This window comes from Streptomyces alfalfae (assembly GCF_004127445.1).
Taxonomy (GTDB): Bacteria; Actinomycetota; Actinomycetes; order Streptomycetales; family Streptomycetaceae; genus Streptomyces; species Streptomyces alfalfae.
Genome location: NZ_QEXM01000020.1, coordinates 148,717 through 174,696, shown reverse-complemented (window position 1 = coordinate 174,696; position 25,980 = coordinate 148,717). Strand labels below are relative to the sequence as shown.

Genomic DNA, 25,980 nt, shown 5'->3' with positions numbered 1-25,980 from the left:
AACGGAGTGTCATGTCAGGTGTCGGTTCGTCCGCAGTGCTTCGGGCTCCTCTCGTCGTCGAGTTTCCCTTCACCCGGTCGCTCGGGGCCGTGCAGAGCGCCTTTCTCACCGGGCTGCGTGAGCGCACCCTGCTCGGGGTCCGGGCCGGGGACGGGCGGGTGCTCGTGCCACCCGTCGAGTACGACCCCGTGACCGCCGAGGAGATACGCGACCTCGTCGAGGTCGGCGCCACCGGGACCGTCACCACCTGGGCGTGGAACCACGAGCCCCGGCGCGGGCAGCCGCTCGGCGCCCCGTTCGCCTGGGTCCTTGTGCGGCTCGACGGGGCCGACACCGCGCTGCTGCACGCGCTCGACGTGCCGGGGCCCGACGCCGTGCGGACCGGGATGCGCGTGCGGGTGCGGTGGGCCGGCGAACGGGTCGGCGCCATCACCGACATCGCCTGCTTCGAGCCGGCGGACGGGGACGCGCCGGTGCGGGCCGCCGTGCCGCACAGCGGGGTCTTCGACGAGCCCGTCACCGGGATCGTCGCCGCCGCGCGGCTCGACTACACCTACTCGCCGGGCCGCGCCCAGACCGCCTACATCACCGCCCTGTCCGAACGCCGCACCGTGGGCGAGCGCTGCCCGTCCTGCCGCAAGGTGTACGTCCCGCCCCGGGGCGCCTGCCCCACCTGCGGCGTCGCCACGGCCGAGCGGGTGGAGGTCGGACCGCGCGGCACCGTCACCACGTACTGCGTCGTCAACATCAAGGCAAAGAACCTCGACATCGAGGTCCCTTACGTCTACGCGCACATCGCGCTGGACGGGGCGGACCTCGCCCTGCACGCGCGCATCGCCGGGATCCCGTACGACCAGGTCCGCATGGGGCTGCGGGTCGAGCCGGTGTGGACCGAGGGCGGGCGCCACCCCGACCACTACCGGCCCACGGGCGAGCCCGACGCCGACTACGACACGTACAAGGAGCTGGTGTAGATGGCGTCCCGCGAGCCGTCCGTGCTGCGGCCCGTCCGTGACGTGGCCGTCGTCGCCTTCGGGCAGACCGCCACCGCGCGCTCCACCGACGAGCTGTCCGAGGTGGAGATGCTCATGCCGGTGCTGCACGAGGTCCTCGCGGCGACCGGGCTGCGGACCAGCGACATCGGGTTCACCTGCTCCGGGTCCTCCGACTACCTCGCGGGGCGCGCCTTCTCCTTCACCATGGCGCTCGACGGCGTCGGCGCCTGGCCGCCGATCTCCGAGTCGCACGTGGAGATGGACGGGGCCTGGGCGCTGTACGAGGCGTGGACGAAGCTGCAGACCGGCGAGGCCGACACCGCCCTCGTCTACTCCTACGGGAAGTCCTCGCCGGGCTCCCTGCGCGACGTGCTGACCCGGCAGCTCGACCCCTACTACGTCGCTCCCCTCTGGCCCGACTCCGTGGCCCTCGCCGCGCTCCAGGCGCAGGCGCTCATCGACGCCGGGGAGACCGATGAGCCCGCGCTCGCCGGGGTGGCCCTGCGCAGCCGCGCCGACGCCGCCGCCAACCCGCACGCGCAGCTCGGCGGGGACGTCGCGCAGGGGGAGTACGTCGTGCGCCCGCTGCGTACCGGTGACTGCCCGCCGGTCGGCGACGGGGCCGCCGCCGTGATCCTCGCGGCGGGGGAGCGGGCCCGTGAGCTGTGCGGGCGGCCCGCGTGGATCCGCGGCATCGACCACCGGATCGAGGCGCACGGCCTCGGGGTGCGCGACCTCACCGACTCGCCCTCGACCCGGCTGGCCGCCGAACGCGCCGGCGTCTTCGAACACCCGGTGGACACGGCCGAGTTGCACGCTCCCTTCACCTCTCAGGAGGTCGTCCTGCGCAAGGCCCTGCGGCTCGGCGACGACGTCGTGGTCAACCCCTCGGGGGGCGCGCTCGCCGCCAACCCGATGATGGCCGCGGGGCTGATCCGGCTCGGTGAGGCCGCCGCCCGCATCCACCGGGGCGCGTCGGACCGGGCCGTCGCGCACGCCACGTCGGGGCCCTGCCTCCAGCAGAACCTGGTCGCCCTTCTGGAAGGAGACGCGCGATGAGCCGTTCGGTGGGCAAGGAGCCCGTCGCCGTCGTCGGGATCGGGCAGACCCGGCACGTGGCCGCCCGGCGCGACGTGTCGATCGCCGGGCTCGTCCGGGAGGCCGCCGCGCGCGCCCTGGCCGACGCCGAACTGACCTGGGCCGACATCGACGCCGTGGTCATCGGCAAGGCGCCCGACTTCTTCGAGGGCGTCATGATGCCGGAGCTGTACCTCGCCGACGCCCTCGGCGCGGTCGGCAAGCCCCTGCTGCGCGTGCACACGGCCGGGTCCGTCGGCGGGTCCACGGCGCTGGTGGCCGCGGACCTCGTCGCGGGCCGCGTCCACGGCACGGTGCTGACCCTCGCCTTCGAAAAGCAGTCGGAATCCAACGCGATGTGGGGCCTCTCGCTGCCCATCCCCTTCCAGCAGCCGCTGCTCGCCGGGGCGGGCGGCTTCTTCGCCCCGCACGTGCGCGCGTACATGCGGCGGAGCGGCGCCCCGGACACGGTCGGCTCGCTCGTCGCGTACAAGGACCGCCGCAACGCCCTGAAGAACCCCTTCGCGCACCTCCACGAGCACGACATCACCCTGGAGAAGGTCCAGGCCTCGCCCATGCTCTGGGACCCGATCCGCTACTCGGAGACCTGCCCCTCCTCCGACGGCGCCTGCGCGATGGTCCTCACCGACCGGGCGGGCGCGGCCCGTTCGCCCCGACCGCCGGCGTGGATGCACGGCGGCGCGATGCGCAGCGAGCCGACGCTCTTCGCGGGCAAGGACTTCGTCTCGCCCCGGGCGGGCAAGGACTGCGCGGCCGACGTCTACCGGCAGGCGGGCGTCACGGACCCGCGCCGGGAGATCGACGCGGTCGAGATGTACGTGCCGTTCTCCTGGTACGAGCCGATGTGGCTGGAGAACCTCGGCTTCGCGGGCGAGGGCGAGGGCTGGAAGCTCACCGAGGCCGGTGTGACGGAACTGGAGGGCGATCTCCCGGTGAACATGTCCGGCGGCGTCCTGTCCGCCAACCCCATCGGCGCCTCCGGCATGATCCGCTTCGCCGAGGCCGCGCTCCAGGTGCGCGGCCAGGCGGGCGAGCACCAGGTGGCAGGGGCCCGCAGGGCCCTCGGCCACGCCTACGGAGGCGGCTCGCAGTTCTTCTCGATGTGGCTCGTCGGGGCGGAGCCGCCCGCCTCCTGAGCGCCCCCGGGGACGGACATCGCGCGGCGGCGGGTCACGGCCCTCTCCCGCGGCCTGTCCGGCACCCGGGGTGAAAGCTAGGCTGACGCCGGACCGACGCATTCGGGAGGAGCACGGACGTGGCCGAAGGCACCATTCAGCAGCATCCACTCGCGGGCTGGGACAAGCCGGAGCTCGACCTCAGCGGGGCCGACTGGCGATCGAGCAGCGAGGGGCGCGGCGACGTGCAGATCGCCTTCGTCGAAGGCTTCATCGCGATGCGCAACGCGGGCCGTCCCGAGAGCCCGTCGCTGATCTTCACCCCGGCGGAGTGGGGGGCGTTCGTCCACGGGGCGCGCGAGGGCGAGTTCGACCTGACGTAGCGGGCGGGCCCTAGCGGAGCACGACGCAGCCCTTCTCCGTGAGCGCGCGCAGCAGCCCCTCGTGGATCCGGACGTCGTTCCAGCGCAGGTCCAGCTTCTCCAGGGCGGGCAACTCCGCCAGCCAGTCGGGGAGTCGGCGTACGCCGTTGCCGCGCAGGTCCAGGCGGCGCAGCAGCGGCAGGCCGCGCAGGGCCTCCGGGACGGCCGTGAAGGCGTTGTCCCGCAGCTCCACCTCGCGCAGCTCGCGCAGGCGGCGCACGGACGTGGGCAGGTCCCCGAGCCGGTTGCCGCGCAGCCACAGCTCGCGGAGCGCGGCGAGCGACCCGATGGTGTCCGGCAGGCGGGTCAACTCGTTCTTCTGGGCCCGCAGTTCGACCAGGCCGGTCATCGCGCCGAGCGTGTCGGGCAGTGCGGTCAGGCGGTTCTCGCCGACGTTCAGGTAGGCGAGCCGGGTGAGGCGGCCGAGGGACGCGGGCAGCTCGGTGAGTTTGTTGTCGTGGAGGTAGAGGAAGCGGCTGAGCCGGGTGAGGCCGCCGAGCTCGGCGGGGACGGCGCGCAGCTTGTTGTGACCGAGGTCCAGGGTGTGCAGGTCCGTGAGCGTGCCGATGCGGGGCGGCAGGTGCGTGAGCGCGTTGTCGGGCAGGAGCAGCACCTCCAGACGCGGGTGGCGCCAGACCTCGTCCGGCACCGCGTCGAGGCCGCCGTGCCAGTAGTCGAGTACGGTGCTCGCGTCGTCCATGCCCTTGGGTCCCTCCGTCTTCTCCGGGTGCGTCATTCTTCCCCCGCGGGTGACGGCCGCCGACGCCGGGCCCGCGCCGGCAGGCGTACGGCCTCATCGCCGGCGTACGCCCGTGTGGGCGTCGCGCGAGCTTCAGCGCTGGTCGGGCGGGGCCCTCGGGCCGTGCGGACGCGTTCCGGCGAAGCGCGCGCGGACGGCGCGACGGGGCGCCTGCCCCCGCGCCGGTAAACCTCGCGGGCCACGTACCATGGGCGCATGTCCTTCCTCCGCCGCCGCAGCTCCGCCACTCCCGCGGGCCCGGACTTCGACGTCCTGGCCATGGATCCCGGTGACTGGCCCGGCAATCTCGGCGCGGGCCTGCTGCCCGCGCCCGACGGCAGCTGCCAGGGCGTCTTCCTGCGCTACGACCTCTTCGGCGGGCGTGGCCCCGCGATGATCATCGGCAATCTGCCCGAAGGCTCGCCCGCGCGGGAGACCGAGGAGGGCGAGATCCCCTTCGAGGTGGCGCAGCTCCTCCTGGCCCTGGAGAACGACGAGGACATCACGGTCGTCTCCACGGAGGACATGCCGGTGATGCAGGGGGACAATCTCCTCATCGTGCGCCGTCTGAAGCTTTCGGAGAGCCGCATCTCGTGCGTGCAGTTCGACCGGAGCGACCATGTCCTGGTGACCATCGCCGCCTGGGACCGCCCGATCACCGACGATCTGTACGCGCTCCTGAAGCCGCTGCCCGCGGAGCTCTTCCAGCAGGGCTGACCTGCACCCCCTGACCACGGGGACCCACATCCGTCCAAGTGCCGCCCCGTTCTGTCCATGGAGCGGGGCTGTTTCCTGTCTTGCCACCCAGTCATCGGACCTTTAGCGTGGCCGGTCATGACTCAGGGGACCTCTCAGGGGATCACGCGAAGAGCCACGATGACGTCGGCGCTGGGCCCCGCCGCCATGCTGGTGGCCGGGAGCGGAGCGCTCACCGACGCCGGGGCCGCCGAGGGGGCGGCGGGTGACACCTCCGATGACTTGCGGCTCTGGTACGCCACTCCCGCCGCCGACTGGGAGCGCGAGGCCCTGCCCATCGGCAACGGCGCCCTCGGCGCCATGGTCTTCGGAACCCTCGCCTCCGAACGGCTCCAGTTCAACGAGAAGACACTGTGGACCGGCGGCCCGGGATCGAAGGGCGGCTACGACTTCGGCAACTGGCGCGCCCCGAGACCCGGCGCCCTCGACGGGGTCCGCGCGGAACTCGACGCCGAGGGGCGGCTCGCCCCCGACGCGGTCGCGGACCGGCTCGGCCAGGCCAGACGCGGCTACGGCGCCCACCAGACCTTCGGCGACCTGCACATCGACGTGCCCGGGGCCCCGGCCGAGCCCGGCGCCGGCTACCGCCGTGCGCTCGATCTCGCACAAGGGCTCGCGACCGTCACGTACGAGCACCAACAGGTGCGCCACCAGCGGGAGTTCTTCGCCTCGTACCCGCACGGGGTGATCGTCGGGCTGCTCTTCGCCGACCGTGCCGGCGAGGTCACCTGCACCCTGCGGTACTCCTCGCCCCGCGCCGACTCCACCGCGACGGCGGACGGCGACCGGATCACGGTGCGCGGCGCGCTCGCCGACAACGGCCTGGCCTTCGAGGCACAGCTGCGCGTCGGACACCGGGGCGGCACCCGCGTCGCCGACGCCGACGGCAGCGTCACGGTCACCGGCGCCGACAGCGTCTGGTTCGTCCTCGCCGCCGGCACCGACTACGCCGACACCTACCCCCGCTACCGGGGCGACGACCCGCACGCCGACGTCACGCGGACCGTGGACAAGGCCGTCGCGGCGGGCCACGCGGCACTTCGCGCCCGGCACCTGCGCGACCACCGCGCCCTGTTCGGCCGCGTCGCCCTCGACATCGGGCAGGCCATGCCCGCGGACGTGCCCACCGACCGGCTGCTCAAGGAGTACGGGGGCGGCGCGAGCCCCGCCGACCGCGCGCTCGAAGCGCTGTTCTTCCAGTACGGGCGCTACCTCCTCATCGCCTCCTCGCGCGCGGGCTCCCTGCCCGCCAACCTCCAGGGCGTCTGGAACAACAGCACCACCCCGCCCTGGTCGGCGGACCACCACACCAACATCAACCTCCAGATGAACTACTGGCCCGCCGAGGCCGCCAACCTCGCGGAGACCGCCGCCCCCTACGACCGCTTCGTCGAGGCGCTGCGCGCGCCGGGCCGCCGCACCGCCGAGGAGATGTTCGGAAGCCGCGGCTGGGTCGTGCACAACGAGACCAACCCCTACGGGTTCACCGGAGCGCACGACTGGTCGACCGCCTTCTGGTTCCCCGAAGCCGCGGCCTGGCTCACCGCCCAGCTCTACGAGCACTACCGCTTCAGCGGCTCCACGGATTACCTGCGCACCACGGCCTACCCGGTGCTGAAGGAGGCCGCGGAGTTCTGGCTGGACAACCTGCGCACCGACCCGCGCGACGGCAAGCTGGTCGTCACGCCCAGCTACTCGCCCGAGCACGGGGACTTCACCGCGGGCGGCGCCATGGCCCAGCAGATCGTCCACGACCTGTTCACCAACACCCTTCAGGCGGCCCGGGTCCTCGGTGACTCACGCGCGTTCCGCACCGAGCTCGAACGGACCCTGGCCGACCTCGACCCGGGGCTGCGGATCGGCTCGTGGGGCCAGCTCCAGGAGTGGAAGGCCGACCTCGACGACAGGACCGACGAGCACCGGCACGTCTCCCACCTCTACGCCCTGCACCCCGGACGGCAGATCGAGGCGGGCAGCGCGTACGCCGACGCGGCGAAGGTCTCGCTCATGGCGCGCGGCGACGGCGGCACCGGCTGGTCCAAGGCCTGGAAGATCAACTTCTGGGCGCGGCTGCGCGACGGCGACCACGCCCACAGGATGCTCGGCGAACAGCTCACGTCCTCCACGCTGCCCAACCTCTGGGACACCCACCCGCCGTTCCAGATCGACGGCAACTTCGGGGCGACCTCCGGCATCGTGGAGATGCTGCTGCAGAGCCAGCACGGCGTGCTCGACATCCTGCCCGCACTGCCCGCGAGCTGGCCGGACGGCTCGGTCAGCGGCCTGCGCGCACGCGGCGGCGCCACGCTCGACCTCACCTGGGCGGCGGGCCGCGCCACCCGCGTCGCCGTCAGGGCGTCGCGCACCCGTGAACTCACCCTGCGCTCCACCCTGTTCCCAGGCGGGACGAAGACCTTCCGGGCCCGCGCCGGACAGCGCCACGTCTTCGGCTGAGCCGCCCGCAGCCGACACAGCCGCACAGCCACGCAGACGCACGGAAGCCGGGCCCCGGCCCGCCCCCACGCGGACCCGGACCCGGCCGGTCGTGCCACCGTCACTTCGACGAGGGAGCCACCCGCACATCGGCCGCCCGCACGTACCCGATCCGGTGCCCGTACTGGATCACGTAGTACATGTCCTTGCCGCGCACCACCTTGTGCGGCGCGGTGTCGAACGTCGGCGCGTAGAAGTACTCACCGGGGACCTTGTCGCCGACCACGTACTTCTGGCCCGCGAGGATCTTGTACGGCAGCGGCGAGACGGCCTGGACGGGCACGCCCGCAGGGTAGGCCTCCTTCTCCGGGTAGGCCCGGCCGTAGACCGGCACCTCCGTGGCGCCCTCCTTCGGCGTCACCACCAGGCCCTTGGCGTCGACCGCCGTGGGCTGCTTCTTCGGGTTCTTGAACCAGGCCTTCTGGCCGAGGTACCAGACGGCCGTCCAGTCGCCCCTGCGCTCGGCGACCGCGTACTGCTGGCCGGTCGAGAGCCGGGCGCCGACGTCGTTCACGTCGATCGTGGAGTCCTGGCCGCCGGGCCGCTTGCCGATGTCCTTGATCAGCGGGGCGTCGTCGCGCGGCTCGGTGTGCACGCGCACCGCCGCCGAACCGTGCGGCACGCACTTCTGGCCCGGCTTCTCGCAGCCCGTGTACTCCGGCCTGTTCCGGGCGTACTCCGGAGCCACCGTCACCACGCCGCCCTTCGCGCCCGCCGTGCGCTTGAACGGCTTGCCGAGCAGCGTGAAGTAGTGCTGCCAGTCCCAGTAGGGGCCCGGGTCGGTGTGCATGCCCGGGATGCCGGCGCTCGTCGTGCCCTGGACGTTGTCGTGGCCCAGGATGTGCTGCCGGTCCAGCGGGATGTCGTACCGCTTGGCGAGGTACTTCACCAGACGGGCCGACGTCCGGTACATGGCCTCGGTGTACCAGGTGTCGGGGGCGACGAGGAAGCCCTCGTGCTCCAGCCCGATCGACGTGGAGTTCACGTACCAGTTGCCCGCGTGCCAGGCGACGTCCTTGGCCTTCACGTGCTGGGCGATGTGGCCGTCGGTGGAGCGCAGGGAGTACTGCCACGACACGTAGGTCGGGTCCTGCACCATCTTCAGGACACCCTCCCACCGGCCCTCGGTGTCATGGATGACGATCGAGTCGATGCTCTGACTCTTGGGCCGGTCCCCGAGGTCGTGGTTGCCGTAGTCGGGGTTTCCGTTGGGGTCCTTGAACTCCTCGTACGGCGCGGGGATCCACTCGCACGCGACGGTCTTGGGGCACTCCGTGCCGCCCGTCGGCGCCTTGCGCAGACCCATGCGCTCGACCTGCGCGGCGTCGGGCCTGAGCCCCGGGACCGGCGCGAGCGTCACGCGCTGTCCCGCGTCCGTGGTGCGCCGCTCGCCGTCGCGGATGACGGCGAACACGTCATTGGCGTACGTCGCCGCCGTCGCCTCGTCGTCCGCCATGGAGAAGCGGGCGACCGCGCCGTACCAGTCGGCGGGATCACCGCCCAGCGGCTTGCCGAGCTTCTTCTGGGCCGCTGCGAGCAGCGCCGCGCCGCCCTCCACGTTCGCGGCCACGTCGGTACGCAGCTTCTCGGCGGGCAGGCCGGTCAGCTCCGCCGCGCGCGGCAGCGTCATGAGCCGCGCGGGGACCTCGCTCTCCGCGGGCACGTGCGCCTTCGGCGGCTTCGCGGGACGCGAGGTGTCGCCGCGCGGGTCCTCCGTGCCCTCGCTGTGGTGCGAGGCGGCGGCCAGGGCGGTGCGCGCGTCGGTCAGGTGCATGGGGCCGTAGCCGCCGGTGACGCTGGCCGCGCCACCGTGCGCGTCCCAGCGTGACTGGAGGTAGGAGACGCCGAGCAGCACGCTCTGCGGCACGCGGTACTCCGCGGACGCGGCGGCGAAGGCGCCCTGGAGGTCGGTGTCGGACGACGGTCGGTCGGCGCCGGGTGACGGGGCCGCGCCGAGCAGCGGCACCAGCAGCCCGGCCGACGCGAGGGCGCCCGCCGTCCTGATGGTGCGTCTGCGCGCGGACGACGTACGGGCGCGGGCGGATGCTCGCAATGCAGCCTCCTGGGACGTCTGGGCCGGTGAAGCGTGACGGGACGTGCGGGCCGGGCGTGCGTCAGTGGTACCGGCTGACCGACGATCCGTCAATCATGCTCAGGACAAGCGGTTTCCCGAGTCAGCGCTGGTCCGGCCCGGTCAGGGAGAGTTTTTCGCCAGGGAGGCCATACCGCCTGCGGTGCGTCAGTGGCGTGGACCAATGAGCGGAGTGAAGACCACCTGTTCGGATGAGCACGACACCTGTGCGCGCCCGCCGTGCACGCCCGCGTCGGCGGCCCGGACGCGGCGGCGTGCCGCTCAGACGAAGCGGCGCACGAACGCGAGGGCGGTGTCGGCGACCTCCCCCCACCGGCTGTCCAGGGTCAGCGCGTGGTCCCGCCCGTGCAGCTCGACGATCTCCGTGACGGAGGCGTTGCCCTTCTGCCGCTTGTACGCGCCGTTCGCCATCGCCCAGGGCACCGCGTTGTCCTTCCCCCCGGAGATGATCAGCAGCGGGCCGCGCCGCACGGTCCGGCAGTCCGCCCTGGCCTCGGTGCGCGGATTGAGGTTGGCCATCGCCGCCTGCGCGGGCACGACGCAGGGCGCCGGCACGGCGTAGCGGTCGTAGATGGCCCTGGCCTCCTCCTCGCTGACGGCGTTGGCGTACGCGTAGCGGAACTGGGGGAAGGTCAGGAGCTTGGCGCGCTTGCGGTCGGCCGGGTTGGCGATCACGGGGCGCAGCGAGCGCATCGTCGACAGGGGCAGCGCCAGGACGCCGCGGAACGGCGCCGGGTCGATCGCCACGGAGACCGCGGACAGGCCGCGCCCCGCGAGGATCTGCGTGAGCAGCCCGCCCACGGAGTGCCCGATGACGGCGGGCCTGCGCTCCAGCGTGCCGATCAGGCCCGCCAGGTGGTCGGCGACGATCTTGACGGTCTTGCCCGCGATGGCCTCGGGGCGCTCGCGGGCCTCGGCCACCGTCGCCGGTTCACCGGGCCAGGTCAGCGCGACCGGCGCGTACCCGGCGGCCTCGAAGTGCGGGAGCCAGTGGTCCCAGCTGCTTGCCAGCATCCACAGGCCGTGCACGAACACGACCGGGGTGCGACCGGAGGCGTTGGCCCGGTCGATCTGCTCTGCGTCAGTGACGGACATACCCTGACGCTACGGTCACAAGTCCGCAGCCGTAGAGGGAACGTGACAGCATGGCCGATACTCCCGCCCTCACGCCCAAAGCGGCGCGCGCACGCGACCAAAGCGGGCGCGACCCGAGCGGCGCGCGCACGCGACCCGAGCGGCGGGCCATCGCGGCATAGGCCGCCGGGCGGTTCCCGCCGGCATGGCCGCAGGCGCAGACCAGGGGCATACGAAGGTCCGCGGTGCGCCCGGGCCCCCCTTGGCGCGCCGCGGGCCTCCGTCCCCGTCAGCGAGTGCCGACCGCCGCTCGCACGGCCCGGCGGGCCAGCTGGCAGTCGTCGTGCAGCCGCCTCAGCAGCAGCCGCTGTTCCTCGCCGGACGGCACAGCACCGGGATGGGCCGCGCCCGGCGCCGCCGGGGTCGTACCGTGCATCGAGCGCTGCACGGCCATCTCGTACGTACGGATCTCGCGGGTCAGCACCAGCATCAGGTTCACCAGGAAGGCGTCGCGCGCCGCCGGACCCGCCGACTGCGCCAGCTGGCTGATCTCGCGCCGCGCCACCGGGGCGTCACCGAGGACCGCCCACAGCGTCGCCAGGTCGTATCCCGGCAGGTACCAGCCCGCGTGCTCCCAGTCGACGAGGACGGGTCCCGGCGGCGAGAGCAGGATGTTCGAGAGCAGGGCGTCGCCGTGGCAGAACTGCCACATCGCGTACGGCCCGCCGCCCTGGTGGACGGCCGAGTGCGCGATCCCGTGCAGCAGTTTCTGCAGGTCGCCCATGTCCCGGTCGGTCAGCAGGCCCAGCTCGTGGAAGCGGGCGATCCGCCTGCCGTAGTCCATCGGCCTGCCGAACATCTCCATCGGCGGCTGCCAGCGGTTGAGGCGGACGACGGAACCGAGCGCCGCGCGGATGTCCGCCCGCGGCGGGGTTTCGATCGGATGCCGCTGCAACGCCGCCACACGTCCCGGCATCCGCTCGATGACCAGCGTGCAGTCGTCGGGGTCCGCGGCGATGAGCCGCGGCGCCCTGACCGGCGGGCGGTGGCGGACGAAGGAACGGTAAGCGGCTATTTCGTGCCGCAGCCGCTCCGACCAGGCGGGCGAGTGGTCGAGCAGGCACTTGGCGACGGCGGCGCCGCGCCCGACGGTGCCGATGAGCAGGGCGGTGCGGCCGTTGCGGCGGAGCACCTGTACGGGGTTGAACTCCGGGCAGATGCGGTGCACCGAAGCGATCGCGCCGCGCAGTTGCGCCCCGTGGGGGCCGGACAAGTCGAGTCTCCCGCTGAGCGGTTGTGTGCCGGCCCCGGGCGGACGGTGCGCACGGCCGACGCCGAGCTGCGCGGCGGAGGACCGCACCGGCTCCAGATAAGGGCCGCTTCCCGGTGAGGGGGGCATCTCGCGGCTCCGCTGGGCGGGAGGACGCGGGTGCGGCGGCCGGGGCGGGGCGGACACGGAGGACGATGCTGTGTGCATGGGCGATACAGATCCCTTCGTGTGCCTGTTGCATTGCGTGCACCTCCCGGCCCGGCCGCTTTCGGGTGCACCCTGGGGAGTGCCTTGCGGCGACCGGGTCGGGGTGGCGCACTCCTACCTGACACCCGGGGCCCCCTGGCACACCATCTGGCGCACCCTGGCGAACCCTGGCGAATAGTCGCTCAGCAACTGACAGGCGGTTACTGTCAACTCAGCCGAGAACCTGGGGGCTTGACGTGAACGGACAACCCAACACCCGCCTTTCGGACCTGTTCGCCCTGGCCGGCTGGTCCAAGGGTGAGCTCGCGAGGCTGGTGAACCGGCAGGCGGCGGCCATGGGCCATCCCCAGCTGGCCACCGACACCTCGCGGGTGCGGCGGTGGATCGACACGGGGGAGATCCCCCGCGATCCGGTGCCGCGGGTGCTGGCGGTCCTGTTCACCGAGCGTCTCGGCCGTGTCGTGACCACTGAGGATCTCGGTCTGGTCCGGCAGGGACGCCCAGGGAAGCGGCAGGGCGACGGGAGTGTGGAGCACCCCGACGGCGTGCCGTGGGCGCCCGAGCGGACGGCCGCGGTCCTCACCGAATTCACGGGAATGGACCTCATGCTCAACCGACGCGGCTTGGTGGGCGCGGGCGCTGCGCTTGCCGCAGGCTCCGCGCTCAGCAGCGCCATGCATGACTGGCTGCACGCCGACCCGGCCCTCGCGGCCGACGCCCCCCGTACCCACGACCCCCTGCACGTCGACCCCGCAGCCGCCGACCGCTACGAGGCCGCTCCCATCGGCTCCCAGGAGATCGAGGAGCTGGAGCGCTCGGTCGAGGTGTTCCGCGCCTGGGACGCGTCCCGCGGCGGCGGACTCCAGCGCAAGGCCGTGGTGGGCCAGCTCAACGAGGTGGGCGGCATGCTCGCCTACCGCCACCCCGACCACCTCCAGCGACGCCTGTGGGGCGTCGCCGCCAACCTCGCCGTCCTCGCCGGCTGGATGTCGCACGACGTCGGCCTCGAACCCACGGCGCAGAAGTACTTCGTCATCGCGGCGCACGCGGCGCGGGAGGGCGGGGACCGGCCGCGTGCCGGGGAGGCCCTGTCGCGGGCCGCGCGCCAGATGGTGCACCTCGGCAAGCCGGACGACGCCCTGGACCTGATGAAGCTGGCCAAGTCCGGCGGCGGTGAGGAGGCCCTGCCGCGCACCAAGGCCATGCTGTACACCATCGAGGCCTGGGCGCAGGCGTCGATGGGGCGCGGCCAGGCCATGCGGCGCACGCTCGGCCTCGCCGAGGACCTCTTCGTCTCCGACAAGGGGGACGTGGAGCCGCCGAGCTGGATGCAGATGTTCGACGAGGCGGACCTGCACGGCATGCAGGCCCTGGCCTACCGCACGCTCGCCGAACACGACCCGGCGGCGGCGAGCGTCGCGCAGCGGCACGCCAAACTCGCCATCGAGCTGCGGGCCAAGGGCCGCGACCGCTCGCAGATCTTCGACTACATCTCGCTGGCCTCCGCCTGCTTCATCGCCGACGACCCGGAGCAGGCCGACCGCTACGCACGCCTGGCCCTGGTGTCGATAAACTCCAACTCCTCCCACCGCACCTGGGACCGGCTGCGCGAGATGTTCCGGCTGACCGCGCAGTACTCCGACTACCCGAAGATCCAGGACCTGCGCGAGGAGATCAAGCTCGCGCTGCCGAAGGGGGTCAAGGCGGGGGGCAGGACGGCGAGGGCGTGACGCGCCCGTCCTGAACACCGGCCCGAGCCCGTCCTCACCACCGAACCGAGGGCGACCGGCCGGACCGTGTCGTCAGGCGCGGGTCACACCCGTGCCATCAGCAGACAGGCGTCGGCCTCACGCGGCACCTCGTCGAACGCCTCCATGACGGCGCGCACGCAGTCCTGCGCGCTGAGCGCCCCGGTGAAGCGGGGTGCCATCGAGAGAAGTTCGGTCGTGGCCGCGTCCCGGTCGCACCGGGGGACCAGACCGTCGGTGCGGAGCAACAGGAGGTCACCCGGGCGCAGTTGTACGTCGGCCTGCGCGTACGAGGCTCCGGAGGGGGACCCGAGGGGTGCGCCGACCGGTGGCGTCAGCGCGCGGCCCGCCCCTTCGCGGAACAGCAGCGGGGCGGGGTGCCCGGCCTGCGCCCAGGTGAGGCGGTGGGCCGCCGGGTCGTAGCGGCAGCAGACGGCGCTGCCGGTGGCGGGCCGCGCGGTGGCCTCCATGAGCTGGTTCAGCCAGCCGAGGAGGTGGGCGGGGCCCGCTCCGGTGACCGCCGTGCCGCGCAGGGCGCCGAGCAGCATCGCCATGCCGGAGGCGCCGGTGACGCCGGGCCCTGTGAGGTCGCCGACGCTCAACAGGGCGTCGCCGTTCGGCAGTTGGAGGGCGTCGTGCCAGTCGCCGCCGATCGGTGCGCCGGTGGAGGAGGGGAGGTGGTCGGCGGCCAGGTCCAGGCCGCCGGCGGTGAAGCGCAGGGTGTCGCGCCAGGGCGGCAGGACCGCTTCCTGGAGGGCGGCCGCGAGGCGGGGATCGGTCTCCGCGCCGTGGCGCGGACGCCGCAGCGAGTCCTGGCTCTCGTGGACGGCGACCCTGCTGCGGCGCAGCTCGCTCACGTCCCGCAGGACCGCCCACATGGAGGCGGTGGAGCCGTCGGGGGCGAGGACCGGCTCGCCCATCATGTGCACCTGGCGGACGCCGCCGCCCCGCCGCAGGACGCGGAACTCGCCGTCGATCGGCTTTCCGTCGACGAGGCAGTCCGTGACCATCGCGGTGAGCCGGGGCTGGTCCTCGGCGTGTACGAGGGAGGGGAGTTCGTCCAGGGAGAGGGGTGGGGCGGCCGTGTCGCGGCCCAGGATCTCGTAGAGCTCGCCGGACCAGGTGGCCTCGTCGGTGAGGAGATCCCACTCGGCGCTGCCGACCCGGCTCAGGAGCGAGCCCCGCCGCGGGTCCCGCTCCGCGGTCCCGGCCGGCGCCGCGGGTTCCCCCACGACGCACGGCGGGCCGTCCCGCAGCTGGGCGAGATGGGCGTCGAGGTCGTTGAGCTGGTGCACCGCCAGGTCGCACAGCGCCCGCTGCCAGCGTCCCGCCGGGTCGCCCCCGTCGGGCGCGGTCTCGCGCCGCATGGCGTCCACCTCGCCGCGCAGGCGGCGTGCCTGCGAGATCAGCGCGTCGACCGCGCCGCGCTCGGGCGGCTGGGCGGCGGTGTGATCCGCGAAGACGTGGGACGGCATGGGGTGCTCCGGTGGAGAGGCGGCGCGAACCGGCTCGGCGGTAGGGACCGCTCATGACTTTGGCACAGCGGGTGGGGGCCTGTAAGGGATTTGGCAACAGTCGATGCAGTGATGCTTACGGCATATGCCTTTGTCCTGCGGGTATGTGCTTACTGGGGCGTAAGTCCATGGATTTGTGGTGAAGAACGCGTAGGTGTTTCGGGTCGGAATGCGGGGTTCCCGCCTGGTGCCGGAGAGCGGGAAGGATCGGTTCGTCTGCGTCGCTCCGGTCCGTCCCGTTCCGTACCCGGACAGGTTCCAGGGCGTGTTCGACGGTCGAGCGCGTGTGCCGACCCGCGCTCGGGCCGGCCGGGCAGGACGCCGCCCCGTGCCCGGCCGAGCGTGCTCTACTGCCCGAGCGGGCCCTCCCCGGCGGGCTCCTTCCCGCGGCCCGTCGTGGCGATGACCACCGCTCCGACCAGACACGCGGCGCCGCCCACCAGATACGCGATGTGGTAGCCGCCGAGTGTGTCGTCGCTGGTCGCCGCGGCGAGGACCATGACCGCCACGCCGACGCTCGCGCCGATCTGCTGGGCCACCACGTTCACCGCGCCCGCGACCGCGTGGCCCTCCGGCGGGACGCCGGTGAGGGCGGCGGACGTCATCGAGGGGAAGTTCAGACCCTGGCCGATGCCGCTGATCAGCAGGCCGGGCAGCACGTGCAGCAGGTAGTCGCCGTCGTGCGGTGTGCTCATCCACAGCGCCGTGCCCGCGCCGATCAGGACGAGCCCGACGACCATCAGCGTGCGCGGCGTGTACCTGGCCAGCAGGCGGCCGGTGGCGAAGTTGGCGGTGAGGAAGACGCCCGCCGACATCGGCACCAGGGCGAGGCCGGACTCCAGCGGGGAGTAGTCCAGCATGTCCTGCAGATACAGCGGCGCGAAGAAGAGCTGCCCGACCGAGCCCATGTACTGGAGGAACGCCGCGAGGCTCGCGGAGCGCACCGAGGAGACGCGGAAGAGGCCGAGCGGGAGGACCGGGTCGGGGGTGCGGTGCTCGCGTACGACGAAGAGCAGGAGGAACGCCACCGCGGCGGCGAGCGAGATCCAGGCCAGAGCCCCGTGACTGCTCGCGCCGACGACCAGCAGGGTGAGGCCGAGGGTGCCCGATATCGCGCCCGGCAGGTCGAGCCCGCCGCCGCGCCCGGCCCCGTCGGGCAGCCCGGCGCGCGTCGCCGCCAGCACGGCGAGGCCGAGGAGCACCGAGAACCACAGCACGGAGCGCCAGCCGAAGAACTGGGTCAGCACACCGCCGAGGAGCACCCCGCCGCTGAAGCTCGCGGCGCCGACCGCCGCGTACACGCTCAGGGCCCGGTTCCGCGCGGGACCGGCCGGGAACACCTCGGTCAGCAGCGCCAGCGCGGCAGGCCCCGACAGGGCTGCGCCGATGCCCTGGACCGCCCGCGCGCCGAGCAGCACCCCGGTGTCCGGGGCCAGCGCCCCGGCCAGCGCGGCCACCGTGAACAGCGCGACACCGGCCTCGAACACCCTGCGGCGGCCGAACACATCGGCCAGGCGGCCGCCCACCAGCAGGAAGCCGGCGAACGTGACGGCGTAGGCGATCATGACCCACTGGAGCGTGGAGTCGGCCATGTCGAACCGGTCGCCCACGGAGGGCAGCGCGGCGTTGAGCACCGCGAGACCGCTCACGTCCAGGGCGAGCGCCCCGGCGAGCACCCCCAGCGCGAGGCCCGGCCGCTGCCGGGACATCACCTCGGTACCGGTCACGCGGGCCCCCCGGTGAACTCGCTTCGGCCGGGCCCTGATCGGGTGCTCATTCCTCCAGCGGTGCGGGCCTCGGCCGGCGCCTGACCGTGGTTCAAGATTTTCATGGCGAGAGCTTGCAACGCCGTTCGACCCGCTGTCCAGACGGGCCCTTCCGCCCCTTGCGCACCATGACGGCCATACCGCATCAAAGCCATTGCGCGGCAAGAGGGCGAACCGGTCACCGGGGGTTCATTTCACGCCAGTGCATCATCCGGCCCACGGGGCACTCTTGTTCCACCATTCACAGAGTGGCAGTGTGCAGTCCGTCGGTCGGGCGAGTACCCGGTGCTACGTTCCACGTCGGACCACGTAATTCCCGACCGGCACAGTGAATCGCCCAGGAAAACGCACGATGTACGCCGGCGGCCGGACCGCCGGGAGTGATCCTGAATCGGATTGCGTGTCCGATTCAGCCAGGACGACTTAACGGGGGTCGGACCGCGGTGCGGGTACCAGTTTCTCTTCAGACATGCCTTCCCGTCCGGGACGGCACGCTCCGCCCAGCACGTCACGGGTCCCTCCGCCTCTGACCCGGGGTGCCCCTCGGGCCATCGCCATCGCCGCACTCGACGCGTAGAAGCGAAGCTTCCGTGTCCTGAGCCATTCCGAACGTCGGCCGCCTGTGCGCCGGCCCGTACCCATTGCCGTCACCGGCCCCGGCCAGCACGCCTCCAGCACGGCCGCCGGTGCGCCGCATTCACCCGATCCGCCGCTCCCGAACAGGGCGGCGGATTCCCCGAGCCATAAAGCAGCCGGCCACGCACCGCACCGGCCCATTCGATCCGCCCTGCCGAGGAGCCGAAATGCCCCCAGCGCGCGCAGTACGAGATTCGCATGCCATAACGGAGTTCCTGCTTTCCCGTGTCGCCGACTTGATGGACCTGTCCGGATACGCCGTGGACCGCTCGACACCGATGCAGCGGTATGGCCTGGATTCGCTGAAGTTGTCGACTCTCGCCGCCTCGTTGACCGAATTCCTCGGCTGGAAAGTTCCGGTCACCTGGATGTGGCAGTACCCCACCGTCGACGCGCTCGCCCGCGCGCTCGCCGACGGCCCGCGGGCCGAGCAGGCCGCCGCCCCGAGCGGACCCCGCCGTACGGCGTCGCACGAACCCGTGGCGGTCGTGGGCATCGGCTGCCGCTTCCCCGGCGGCCCCGACCCCGCCGCGTTCTGGCGGCTGCTGTCCGAGGGACGCGACGCCGTCGGACCGGTGCCCGCCGTGCGCCGCGAGCTCCTGAACGACCGGGTGCGCTGGGGCGGGTTCATCGACGGCATCGACCAGTTCGATCCGCTCTTCTTCGGCATCTCACCGCGCGAGGCCGTCCAGATGGACCCGCAGCAGCGCCTGATCCTCGAACTGGCCTGGGAGGCACTCGAAGACGCGGGGGTCGCGCCGCACAGCCTCGTCGGCAGCGACACCGGCGTGTTCATGGCCTCCTGCTGGGGCGACTACGCCGCCCTCGCGCACTACCGCGGCCCGGACAGCCAGATCACCCCGCACACCGCCACCGGGATGCACGACGGCATCATCGCCAACCGCGTCTCCTACATCCTCGGACTGCAGGGCCCGAGCATGGCCATCGACGCCGCCTGCGCCGGATCACTGGTCTCCGTACACGTGGGGTGCCAGTCGATCTGGCTCGGCGAGAGCGACCTGGTCCTCGCCGGCGGCGTCAATCTGAGCTTCGTCTCCGACTACTACACCGCCATGGACGCCATGGGCGCGCTCGCCCCCGACGGCCGCTGCAAGTCCTTCGACGCCCGCGCCGACGGCTACGTGCGCGGTGAGGGCGCCGGCGTCGTCGTGCTCGCCCCGCTGAGTGTCGCCCTCGAACGCGACCTGCCGGTGTACTGCCTGATCAAGGGCAGCTCCTCCCACAACGACGGCCTGAGCAACGGCATGACCGCGCCGAATCCCCAGGCGCAGGAGAAGATGCTGCGCACCGCCTACCAGCGGGCCGGCATCGACCCGCACCTGGTGGACTACATCGAGTGCCACGGCTCCGCCACCCCCCTCGGCGACCCCATCGAGGCCAACGCCATCGGGGCGGTCCTCGGCGGCGACCGCGCGGAACCGCTGCGCCTCGGCTCCGTCAAGTCCAACGTCGGGCACCTGGAGGCGGCGGCCGGCATCGTCGGCCTGGTCAAGCTCGCCCTCTCGATGCGCAACGGCGTGCTGCCGCCGAGCCTGCACTACACCGCCCCGAACCCGCAGATCATGTTCGACGAGTACCGCCTCACCGTCCAGGACCGGCTGACGCCGTGGCCGCGCCGGTCCGACGCGCGCCGCGGCGGCGTCAGCTCCTTCGGCTTCGGCGGCGCGATCTGCCACGTCGCCGTCGAGGAGCTGCCGCGCCCCGAGAGCTCGCTGCTGCTCCTCGCCGCGGACTCCCGCGAGGCGCTCGCCGAGCGGGCCGCGGCGCTGCGTGACGAGAGCGACCTGCGGGCGCTCTGCCGCCGCTCGCCCGGTGACGGCGCGTTCCGGCTCGCCGCCGCCGCGTCCGGCATGACCGAACTCAGGGCGCAGCTCGACGCGTTCGGCAGCGGTGCGAGCGCCGCCGGGCTGAGCGTGGGGGAGCGGGGCGCGCGCAAGCCGCGGGTGGCGTTCCTGTTCTCGGGCAACGGCTCGCAGTGGGCGGGCATGGGCCGGCGCCTGCTCGCCGGAATGCCCGTGTTCCGCCGCTCCCTGATGCGCTCCGACCGGCGGATGCGGGAGCTGCTCGGCTTCTCGCTCGTCGAGCAGCTGCTGGCGCCCGATGGGCGCATCGACGACATGGACGTCTTCCAGCCGCTGCTGTTCTCCCTCCAGGTGGCGCTGGCCGACACCTGGCGCGCGCTGGGGGTCGAACCGGACGTCGTCGTGGGGCAGAGCGTCGGCGAGTTCGCCGCGTCCCACATCGCGGGAGCCCTCGACTTCGACGACGCCTCGCGTCTCGCCGCCCACCACGGCCGGCTCCTCCAGCAGCTCGCCGTGGGGCGCGGCGAGGGCATCGTCGTCATGACCGGCGCGGACGAGGCCGAGCGGCACCTGACAGGACAGCTCACCGTCTCCGGCCGCAACGGCCTGCACTCCACCCTGGTGACCGGCACACCGCAGGAGATCGACGACCTCGTCCAGCGGCTGACCGACGAGGGCGTCACCCACCACCGGGTGCGCATGGGCCACGCCCCGCACTCACCCCTGGTCGACCACGTCCTCGCCCCGCTCAAGGCCGAACTGGCGGACATCGCGCCCCGCACCACGCGCATCCCGATGATCTCGACGGTCACCGGCGAGCGCGTCGACGGCGCGGAGCTGGGCCCCGACTACTGGGCGGACAACCTGCGCCGGGAGATCCGGATGGTCGACGCCCTGACCACCCTGCGGGACCACGACATCGACGCGGTGATCGAGGTCAGCCCCCACCCCGTCCTGCTCAAGTCGGTCTCGGAGATCCTGCCCGCTGCGGCCACCCTGCCCTCGCTGCGGCGCGGCGCCGACGAGGCCGCGGTCCTGCTCGGCTCGCTCGGCGCCCTGTACACCGCGGGCCACCCCGTCGCACCCCACCCCTTCCTCGCGGGCGACCGGGGACGCCACGCCGCCCCGAGCGGGGCCGAGGCCGCCGCCGACGAGCGGACGCAGCTCGTGACCGTCTCGGCGCGTACACCGGGCGCGCTGGCCGACACCTGCCGTGAGCTGTCCAACCACGTCGAGCGCGACGCGGGACTGCGCGTCTCCGACCTCGCCTACACCCTCGCGACCAGGCGCACCCACCACAACCACCGGGTGGCGCTGTTCGCCCGTACCCGGCAGGACGTCCTCGACGGACTCGCCCGGGTCGCCGCGGGCCGGCCGCACCCCGACGTCATGACCGGCGCCGTCGCGGGCAACGGCGACCGGCGGGTGGCGCTGGTGTTCTCCGGCGGCGGCACGCAGTGGGTCGGCATGGGCCGGGAGCTGCTGCGCGTCCACGCCGGGTTCCGCACGTGGATGACCGCCTGCGACGACGCCGTGCGCGCGGCGGGCGGCGGCTCGGTGCTCGACCGGCTCGCCGCCCCCGCCGAAGAGGCGCGCTACGAGGAAATGGACCTCCAGCAGCCCGTCCTGTTCGCCCTCCAGGTCTCCCTGGCGAAGGTCTGGCTCGGGCTCGGCGTCGAGCCGGTCGCCGTCGTCGGGCACAGCCTCGGCGAGGTCGCGGCGGCCTGTGTCGCCGGATCGCTCTCGCTCGGGGACGCGGCCCGCGTGGTGGTCGCCCGGTCGCACCTGCTCGAAAGGAAGGCGGCGGCCGGCGCCATGATCTCCGTCGACCTGCCGGAGGCGGAACTGCTGCCGAGGCTCGCCCCGTACGCCGAGCACGCGGCCGTCGCCGTGGTCAACAGCCCCACCAGCGCGGCCGTCTCGGGCTCCCCCAAAGCCGTCGCCGCCCTGGAGGCCGACCTGCTGCGGGACGGGATCTCGACCAGGCGCATCCGTGTCGAGCGGCCGGTGCACAGCCCCGGCATGGACCCGCTGCTCCAGCCGCTGCGCGAGAGCATCGCGGGCATCACCCCGCTGACGAACACCATCCCGTTCCGTTCCACGGCGCTGGCCGACACGGTGGACCCGGTCGCCGACGTCGAGTACTGGGTGCACAACCTGCGCAACCAGGTCCGGTTCGCCGAGACGATCGGGGGCCTGGTCGACGAGGGGATCGGCACGTTCATCGAGATCGGCCCGCACGAGACGCTGCGCGGCGCGGTCGAGGAGATCGCGGTGACCCGCGGCGCCCAGGTGCACGCGGTCAACTCCCTGCGGCGCCAGGAGAGCGACGTCCGCTGCCTGCTGGGGGCCGTCGCGTCGCTGTACGTCAGGGGCCTGCCGCTGACCTTCGACCCGCTGTTCGGGGACGACGTCGAGGTGGTGGAGACCCCGCTCGTGCAGTGGCAGAAGGACCGCTACTGGCTCGACACCGAGCCCCGGCCCCAGACCGCGGCGGCCCCCGCCCCGGCCGCCGTCGAACCGGTGGCGGTGGCCGAGCGGGTGGAGCGGCAGCCCGCACGGACCGCCCCGGCGGCCACGTCGGTGCGGGACGTCGTCCTCGCCGAGCTCGCCGACGGCCTCGGCGTGCCGGTGAGCAGGTTCGACGAGAACGCGACGCTGCGCGAGTTCGGACTGGACTCGATGCTGGCGATCCGCCTGGTCAACCGGATGCAGGCGCTGTTCGGGGAGCGGGTGTCACCGGTGGTGTTCCTGGACGGCCGCACCATCTCCGCGGTCGTCGGGCACTTCGTCGAACTCACCGGCGGACCGCCCGCGACCGCGCAGACACAGCAGGCCCCGGCCCCGGCACGGGAACCGCGAGCGGCGGCCGAACCCGCGCCCGGGCGGAGGCCCACCCACCCCTTCCTCGACGACCTCTCCGACCTGGACGCCGAAGAACTCCTGGAGGAACTGGCCGCGCGCGGGCTGATCGACCCCACCGACGCACCGGCCGCCGACCAGCTGCGCGCCGACGGCCTGGGGCTCGAACTGGCCCCGACCTCGCACGGCCAGGCCTCGCTGTGGTTCATGCAGATGGTCTCGCCGGACGCCGTGCCCTACAACTTCATGGTCGCCGCCCGCATCCGCGCCGCCGTCGACGAGAAGGCGCTGGAGCGCGCCGTGGCGGCCGTGATGCGGCGGCACCCGGCGCTGCGCACGCTCTTCGTGGAGGCCGGCGGCCGCCCGTACCAGGTCATCCTGGAGGAACCGGTGTACGAGTTCGCGGTCGTCGACAGCACGGAGCTGGACGACGAGGAGGCCCGCGAGGAACTGGCCGAACTGGGCCACGCGCCGCTCGACATCGACAACGGCCCGCTCGTGCGGGTGGTCCTGATGAACCGCGGCCCCGAGGACCACTACCTGCTGGTGCTCGTCCACCACATCGCGTCGGACGCGGCGTCGGCGGACGTGATGATCCGCGAACTCCAGGAGTTCTACGAGGGCGCCGACCCCGCCGACGGCACGCCGCCCGCCCCCTACACCGAGTTCGTCGAGTGGGAGCGGCAGTGGCTCTCGGGCCCCGCGGCCGACGCGGCGCTCGACTGGTGGACGCGGCGGCTGGCCGATCCGCCCGCCCATCTGGACCTCTCTGCCAAGGAGCGTCCGCCGGGCGTGACATACGAGGGCCGCGACCTCACGTTCCGCTGGAGCGCCGAGGAGAGCCGGCTGCTCCGGGAGTTCGCCGTCCGCGAGGGCGTGTCGATCAGCACGGTCGTGCTCGCCGGGTTCTTCGCCACGCTCAACCGGGCGACCGGAGCCGAGGACTCCGTACTGGCCACGGCCATCGCCCAGCGCGCCGAACCGGGCTGGGAGTCCGCCGTCGGCTACTACCTGAACACCGTGCTCGTCCGGGCGAAACCGGCGGGCGACCGCTGCTTCCGCGATCTCCTCGGCGAGGTCCACGCCTTCTCGCTGGGCCTGCTCGAACACATGAACTACCCCCTCGACCTGCTGGCGGCCTCCCTGAAACCGCCGAGGGCAGAGGGCCGCTCCCCGTGGTTCGACGTGGTGGTCAACTGGCTGTCGTCGGACGCCTTCCCCCGCTCCGTGAAGCTCTTCCACGGCGTCGGCGACACCATCACGCCCCAGAGCGCCCTGCCGCTCGAACCGCTCCAGGTGCGCAGGCACCTCGCCAAGTTCGACCTGGAGATCTCCATGGCCGACATCGACGGCGAGGTGGCCGGCCACATCCAGTACAAACCGAGCTATCTGGAGAGGCAGACCGTGACGGACCTGCTCGCGCTCTACCGCACCGTGCTCTTCGACTCGATCGCCCACCCCGACCTGGCCCTGAAGGACATCGCGCCGGCCGGCCGCCCCGAAGGGACGGACCAGTGACCGACACCCTGCACTCCGAGTTCATCGAGCAGGCCGTCAAGAACCCCGCCGCCCCCGCGGTCTACTCCGACGCGGGCGTCATGACCTACGGCGAACTCGACGAGCGCTCCCGCGCCCTCGCCGAACGCCTCGTCACCGACGGCGCGGGACCCGGCGTCCCCGTCGGCATCTGCGTGGAGCGCACCCCCGACCTGCTCGTCGCCCTCCTCGCCACGCTGCGCGCCGGCTCCTGCTACGTGCCCCTCGACCCCGACTACCCCGCCGAACGCCTGGCGTTCATGGTCCGGGACAGCGGCACCCGGCTGCTGCTGACCACACCCGCCTCCCGGGCCAACTGTCCGGCCGGGCCGACCGTGGTCGTGCTCGACGAGAGCGTGCGGACCGAACCCGGCGAGCGGCCCGTGCCGGTCGTGCCCGAGGACACCGCGTACATCATCTACACCTCCGGCTCCACCGGCCGCCCGAAGGGCGTCGCCATCCACCACCCGGGCTGCGTCGCGATGCTGGCCGAGCTGGACCGGGTCTTCGAGGGCTGCGACCTGAGCGGCGTCTCGGCGGCGAGTTCGGTCTGCTTCGACATGTCCGTGATGGAGATCTTCGGCGCGCTGTGCCGCGGCGGGGCGGTCGTGCTCGTGCAGAGCGCCGTCCACCTGCCGGAGAGCCCGTACGCCGACAGGATCACGCACCTCAACGCCGTCCCCTCGGTGATGAACGGGCTGCTCGACGCCGGATACCTGCCGCCCCGCGTCCGCACGATCGTGTTCGGCGGCGAGCCCCTGCGGCGCAAACTGGTGGACCGGGCGTACGCGGAGACCGGCGCCGACCGGGTCTTCAACGCCTACGGGCCCACCGAGGGAACCGTCTTCTGCTCGTTCGGGCTCGTCCCGAGGGACGGCGCCGGTGAGCCGACGCTCGGCCTGCCGTCGGCCCACGCCCGCGCCTACGTGCTCGACGAGGACAGGCGGCGGCTGCCGGCCGGAGTCCCCGGAGAGCTGTACATCGGCGGCGCCGGCCTGGCCCACGGCTATGTCAACCGGCCGGAGACCACGGCCGAGCGGTTCCTGCCCGACCCGTTCGTGGACGGTGAGCGCATGTACCGCACGGGTGATGTGGTCACGCTCACCGAGGACGGCGAACTCCGCTTCGGCGGCCGCACCGACCACCAGGTCAAGCTGCGCGGCTACCGCATCGAGCTGGAGGAGGTCGAGGCCCGCCTGACCGGCTGCCCCGAGGTCAGGGAGGCCGCCGCCGTCGTCCGCGGCAACCGGCTGATCGGCTACGTCGTGCCGGAGGGCGACGCCGGCGACGACGTCCGGCTCGACGCCGCTCTCCAGTCCACCGTCAACGGCAGGCTCGCCACCGAACTGCCCGACTACATGGTGCCGGCGACGCTCGTGTTCCTGCCCGCCCTTCCGCTCGCGCCCGGCGGGAAGCTCGACCGCGCCGCGCTGCCCGAACCGCCGGCCGCCGGCGCCGACGCCCCCATGACGGCCGCGAGCACACCGACCGAGGTGGCGCTCGCGGAGATCTGGGGCCAGCTCCTCGACCTCGAACCCGCGGGCATCGACGTCAAGGCCGCCTTCTACGACCTCGGCGGCGACTCGCTGCTCCTCGTCCGCCTCGCCCGACTGATGACCAGGCGGTTCGGCCGCCGCGTCCGCGTGCCCGACCTGTTCAGCTTCCGTGACATCGCCTCCCTCGGCCGCTGGCTCGACGAGGAGAGCGGGGCCACCCCCGAGGTGGTCACCTCCGCCCGCCGCCGCGCCAACACCCGCCGCGCCGCGCTGCGGGGCCGCGCCGCCTCGAACGGCAGCTGAGTCACCCCCGACCCGAGACGAAGCAGGAGCCCTTC

General features: G+C 73.0%; 15 protein-coding genes. 9 read left to right on the top strand and 6 right to left on the bottom strand.

Annotated features, from left to right (window positions below; translation table 11 throughout):
- Positions 1-11: 11 nt before the first annotated feature.
- The 4 genes from DCW30_RS08230 to DCW30_RS08215 all read left to right on the top strand — a co-directional run bounded on the left by DCW30_RS08230 (position 12) and on the right by DCW30_RS08215 (position 3,591).
- Positions 12-974 carry a Zn-ribbon domain-containing OB-fold protein gene (locus DCW30_RS08230; protein WP_076682757.1) on the top strand — a complete coding sequence of 321 codons (963 nt, stop codon included), beginning with the start codon at positions 12-14 and terminating at the stop codon, positions 972-974.
- The gene (locus DCW30_RS08225) at positions 975-2,054 is read left to right on the top strand and encodes a thiolase domain-containing protein (RefSeq protein ID WP_076682755.1); all 1,080 of its coding nucleotides are present in this window, start codon (positions 975-977) and stop codon (positions 2,052-2,054) included.
- Between the two features lie 8 nt (positions 2,055-2,062).
- Complete coding sequence (locus tag DCW30_RS08220) at positions 2,063-3,229, top strand: thiolase domain-containing protein (RefSeq protein ID WP_076688501.1); 1,167 nt, start codon at positions 2,063-2,065, stop codon at positions 3,227-3,229.
- Between the two features lie 119 nt (positions 3,230-3,348).
- On the top strand, positions 3,349-3,591 hold the full coding sequence (locus DCW30_RS08215; protein ID WP_076682753.1) for a DUF397 domain-containing protein: 243 nt from the start codon (positions 3,349-3,351) through the stop codon (positions 3,589-3,591).
- 10 nt (positions 3,592-3,601) lie between these two features.
- On the opposite strand, the gene DCW30_RS08210 is transcribed toward DCW30_RS08215, so the two are convergent.
- The gene (locus DCW30_RS08210) at positions 3,602-4,366 is read right to left on the bottom strand and encodes a leucine-rich repeat domain-containing protein (protein WP_079249877.1); all 765 of its coding nucleotides are present in this window, start codon (positions 4,364-4,366) and stop codon (positions 3,602-3,604) included.
- 219 nt (positions 4,367-4,585) lie between these two features.
- On the opposite strand from DCW30_RS08210, the gene DCW30_RS08205 reads away from it, so the two are divergent.
- Positions 4,586-5,086, top strand: coding sequence for a hypothetical protein (locus DCW30_RS08205; protein ID WP_062772731.1), 501 nt, complete (start codon positions 4,586-4,588; stop codon positions 5,084-5,086).
- A 159-nt stretch (positions 5,087-5,245) separates the two neighbouring features.
- A complete protein-coding gene (locus DCW30_RS08200) occupies positions 5,246-7,579 on the top strand; it encodes a glycoside hydrolase family 95 protein (protein ID WP_076682751.1) in 2,334 nt (777 codons plus the stop codon).
- A gap of 100 nt (positions 7,580-7,679) precedes the next feature.
- Here DCW30_RS08200 and DCW30_RS08195 read toward each other — a convergent pair whose 3' ends face one another.
- The 3 genes from DCW30_RS08195 to DCW30_RS08185 all read right to left on the bottom strand — a co-directional run bounded on the left by DCW30_RS08195 (position 7,680) and on the right by DCW30_RS08185 (position 12,261).
- The gene (locus tag DCW30_RS08195) at positions 7,680-9,671 is read right to left on the bottom strand and encodes an N-acetylmuramoyl-L-alanine amidase (RefSeq protein ID WP_076682750.1); all 1,992 of its coding nucleotides are present in this window, start codon (positions 9,669-9,671) and stop codon (positions 7,680-7,682) included.
- Positions 9,672-9,971: 300 nt separating this feature from the next.
- Positions 9,972-10,805 (bottom strand): alpha/beta hydrolase, encoded by an 834-nt coding sequence (locus DCW30_RS08190; RefSeq protein ID WP_076682748.1) that lies wholly within the window; start codon positions 10,803-10,805, stop codon positions 9,972-9,974.
- A gap of 268 nt (positions 10,806-11,073) precedes the next feature.
- Positions 11,074-12,261: an aminoglycoside phosphotransferase family protein gene (locus DCW30_RS08185; protein ID WP_076682746.1), complete on the bottom strand. Its 1,188-nt coding sequence runs from the start codon at positions 12,259-12,261 to the stop codon at positions 11,074-11,076.
- A gap of 236 nt (positions 12,262-12,497) precedes the next feature.
- Here DCW30_RS08185 and DCW30_RS08180 point away from each other — a divergent pair, with 236 nt between their 5' ends.
- Positions 12,498-13,991: a DNA-binding protein NsdB gene (locus tag DCW30_RS08180; protein WP_076682744.1), complete on the top strand. Its 1,494-nt coding sequence runs from the start codon at positions 12,498-12,500 to the stop codon at positions 13,989-13,991.
- A gap of 83 nt (positions 13,992-14,074) precedes the next feature.
- Here DCW30_RS08180 and DCW30_RS08175 read toward each other — a convergent pair whose 3' ends face one another.
- Positions 14,075-15,484 carry a PP2C family protein-serine/threonine phosphatase gene (locus tag DCW30_RS08175; protein WP_076682742.1) on the bottom strand — a complete coding sequence of 470 codons (1,410 nt, stop codon included), beginning with the start codon at positions 15,482-15,484 and terminating at the stop codon, positions 14,075-14,077.
- A 386-nt stretch (positions 15,485-15,870) separates the two neighbouring features.
- The gene (locus DCW30_RS08170; RefSeq protein ID WP_232627017.1) at positions 15,871-17,250 is read right to left on the bottom strand and encodes an MFS transporter; all 1,380 of its coding nucleotides are present in this window, start codon (positions 17,248-17,250) and stop codon (positions 15,871-15,873) included.
- 842 nt (positions 17,251-18,092) lie between these two features.
- On the opposite strand from DCW30_RS08170, the gene DCW30_RS08165 reads away from it, so the two are divergent.
- Positions 18,093-24,128, top strand: a complete 6,036-nt coding sequence (locus DCW30_RS08165; RefSeq protein WP_076682740.1) for a type I polyketide synthase — start codon at positions 18,093-18,095, stop codon at positions 24,126-24,128.
- The gene (locus DCW30_RS08160; RefSeq protein WP_076682738.1) at positions 24,125-25,945 is read left to right on the top strand and encodes a non-ribosomal peptide synthetase; all 1,821 of its coding nucleotides are present in this window, start codon (positions 24,125-24,127) and stop codon (positions 25,943-25,945) included. The genes DCW30_RS08165 and DCW30_RS08160 overlap by 4 nt, the downstream gene beginning before the upstream one ends.
- Positions 25,946-25,980 lie beyond the last annotated feature (35 nt).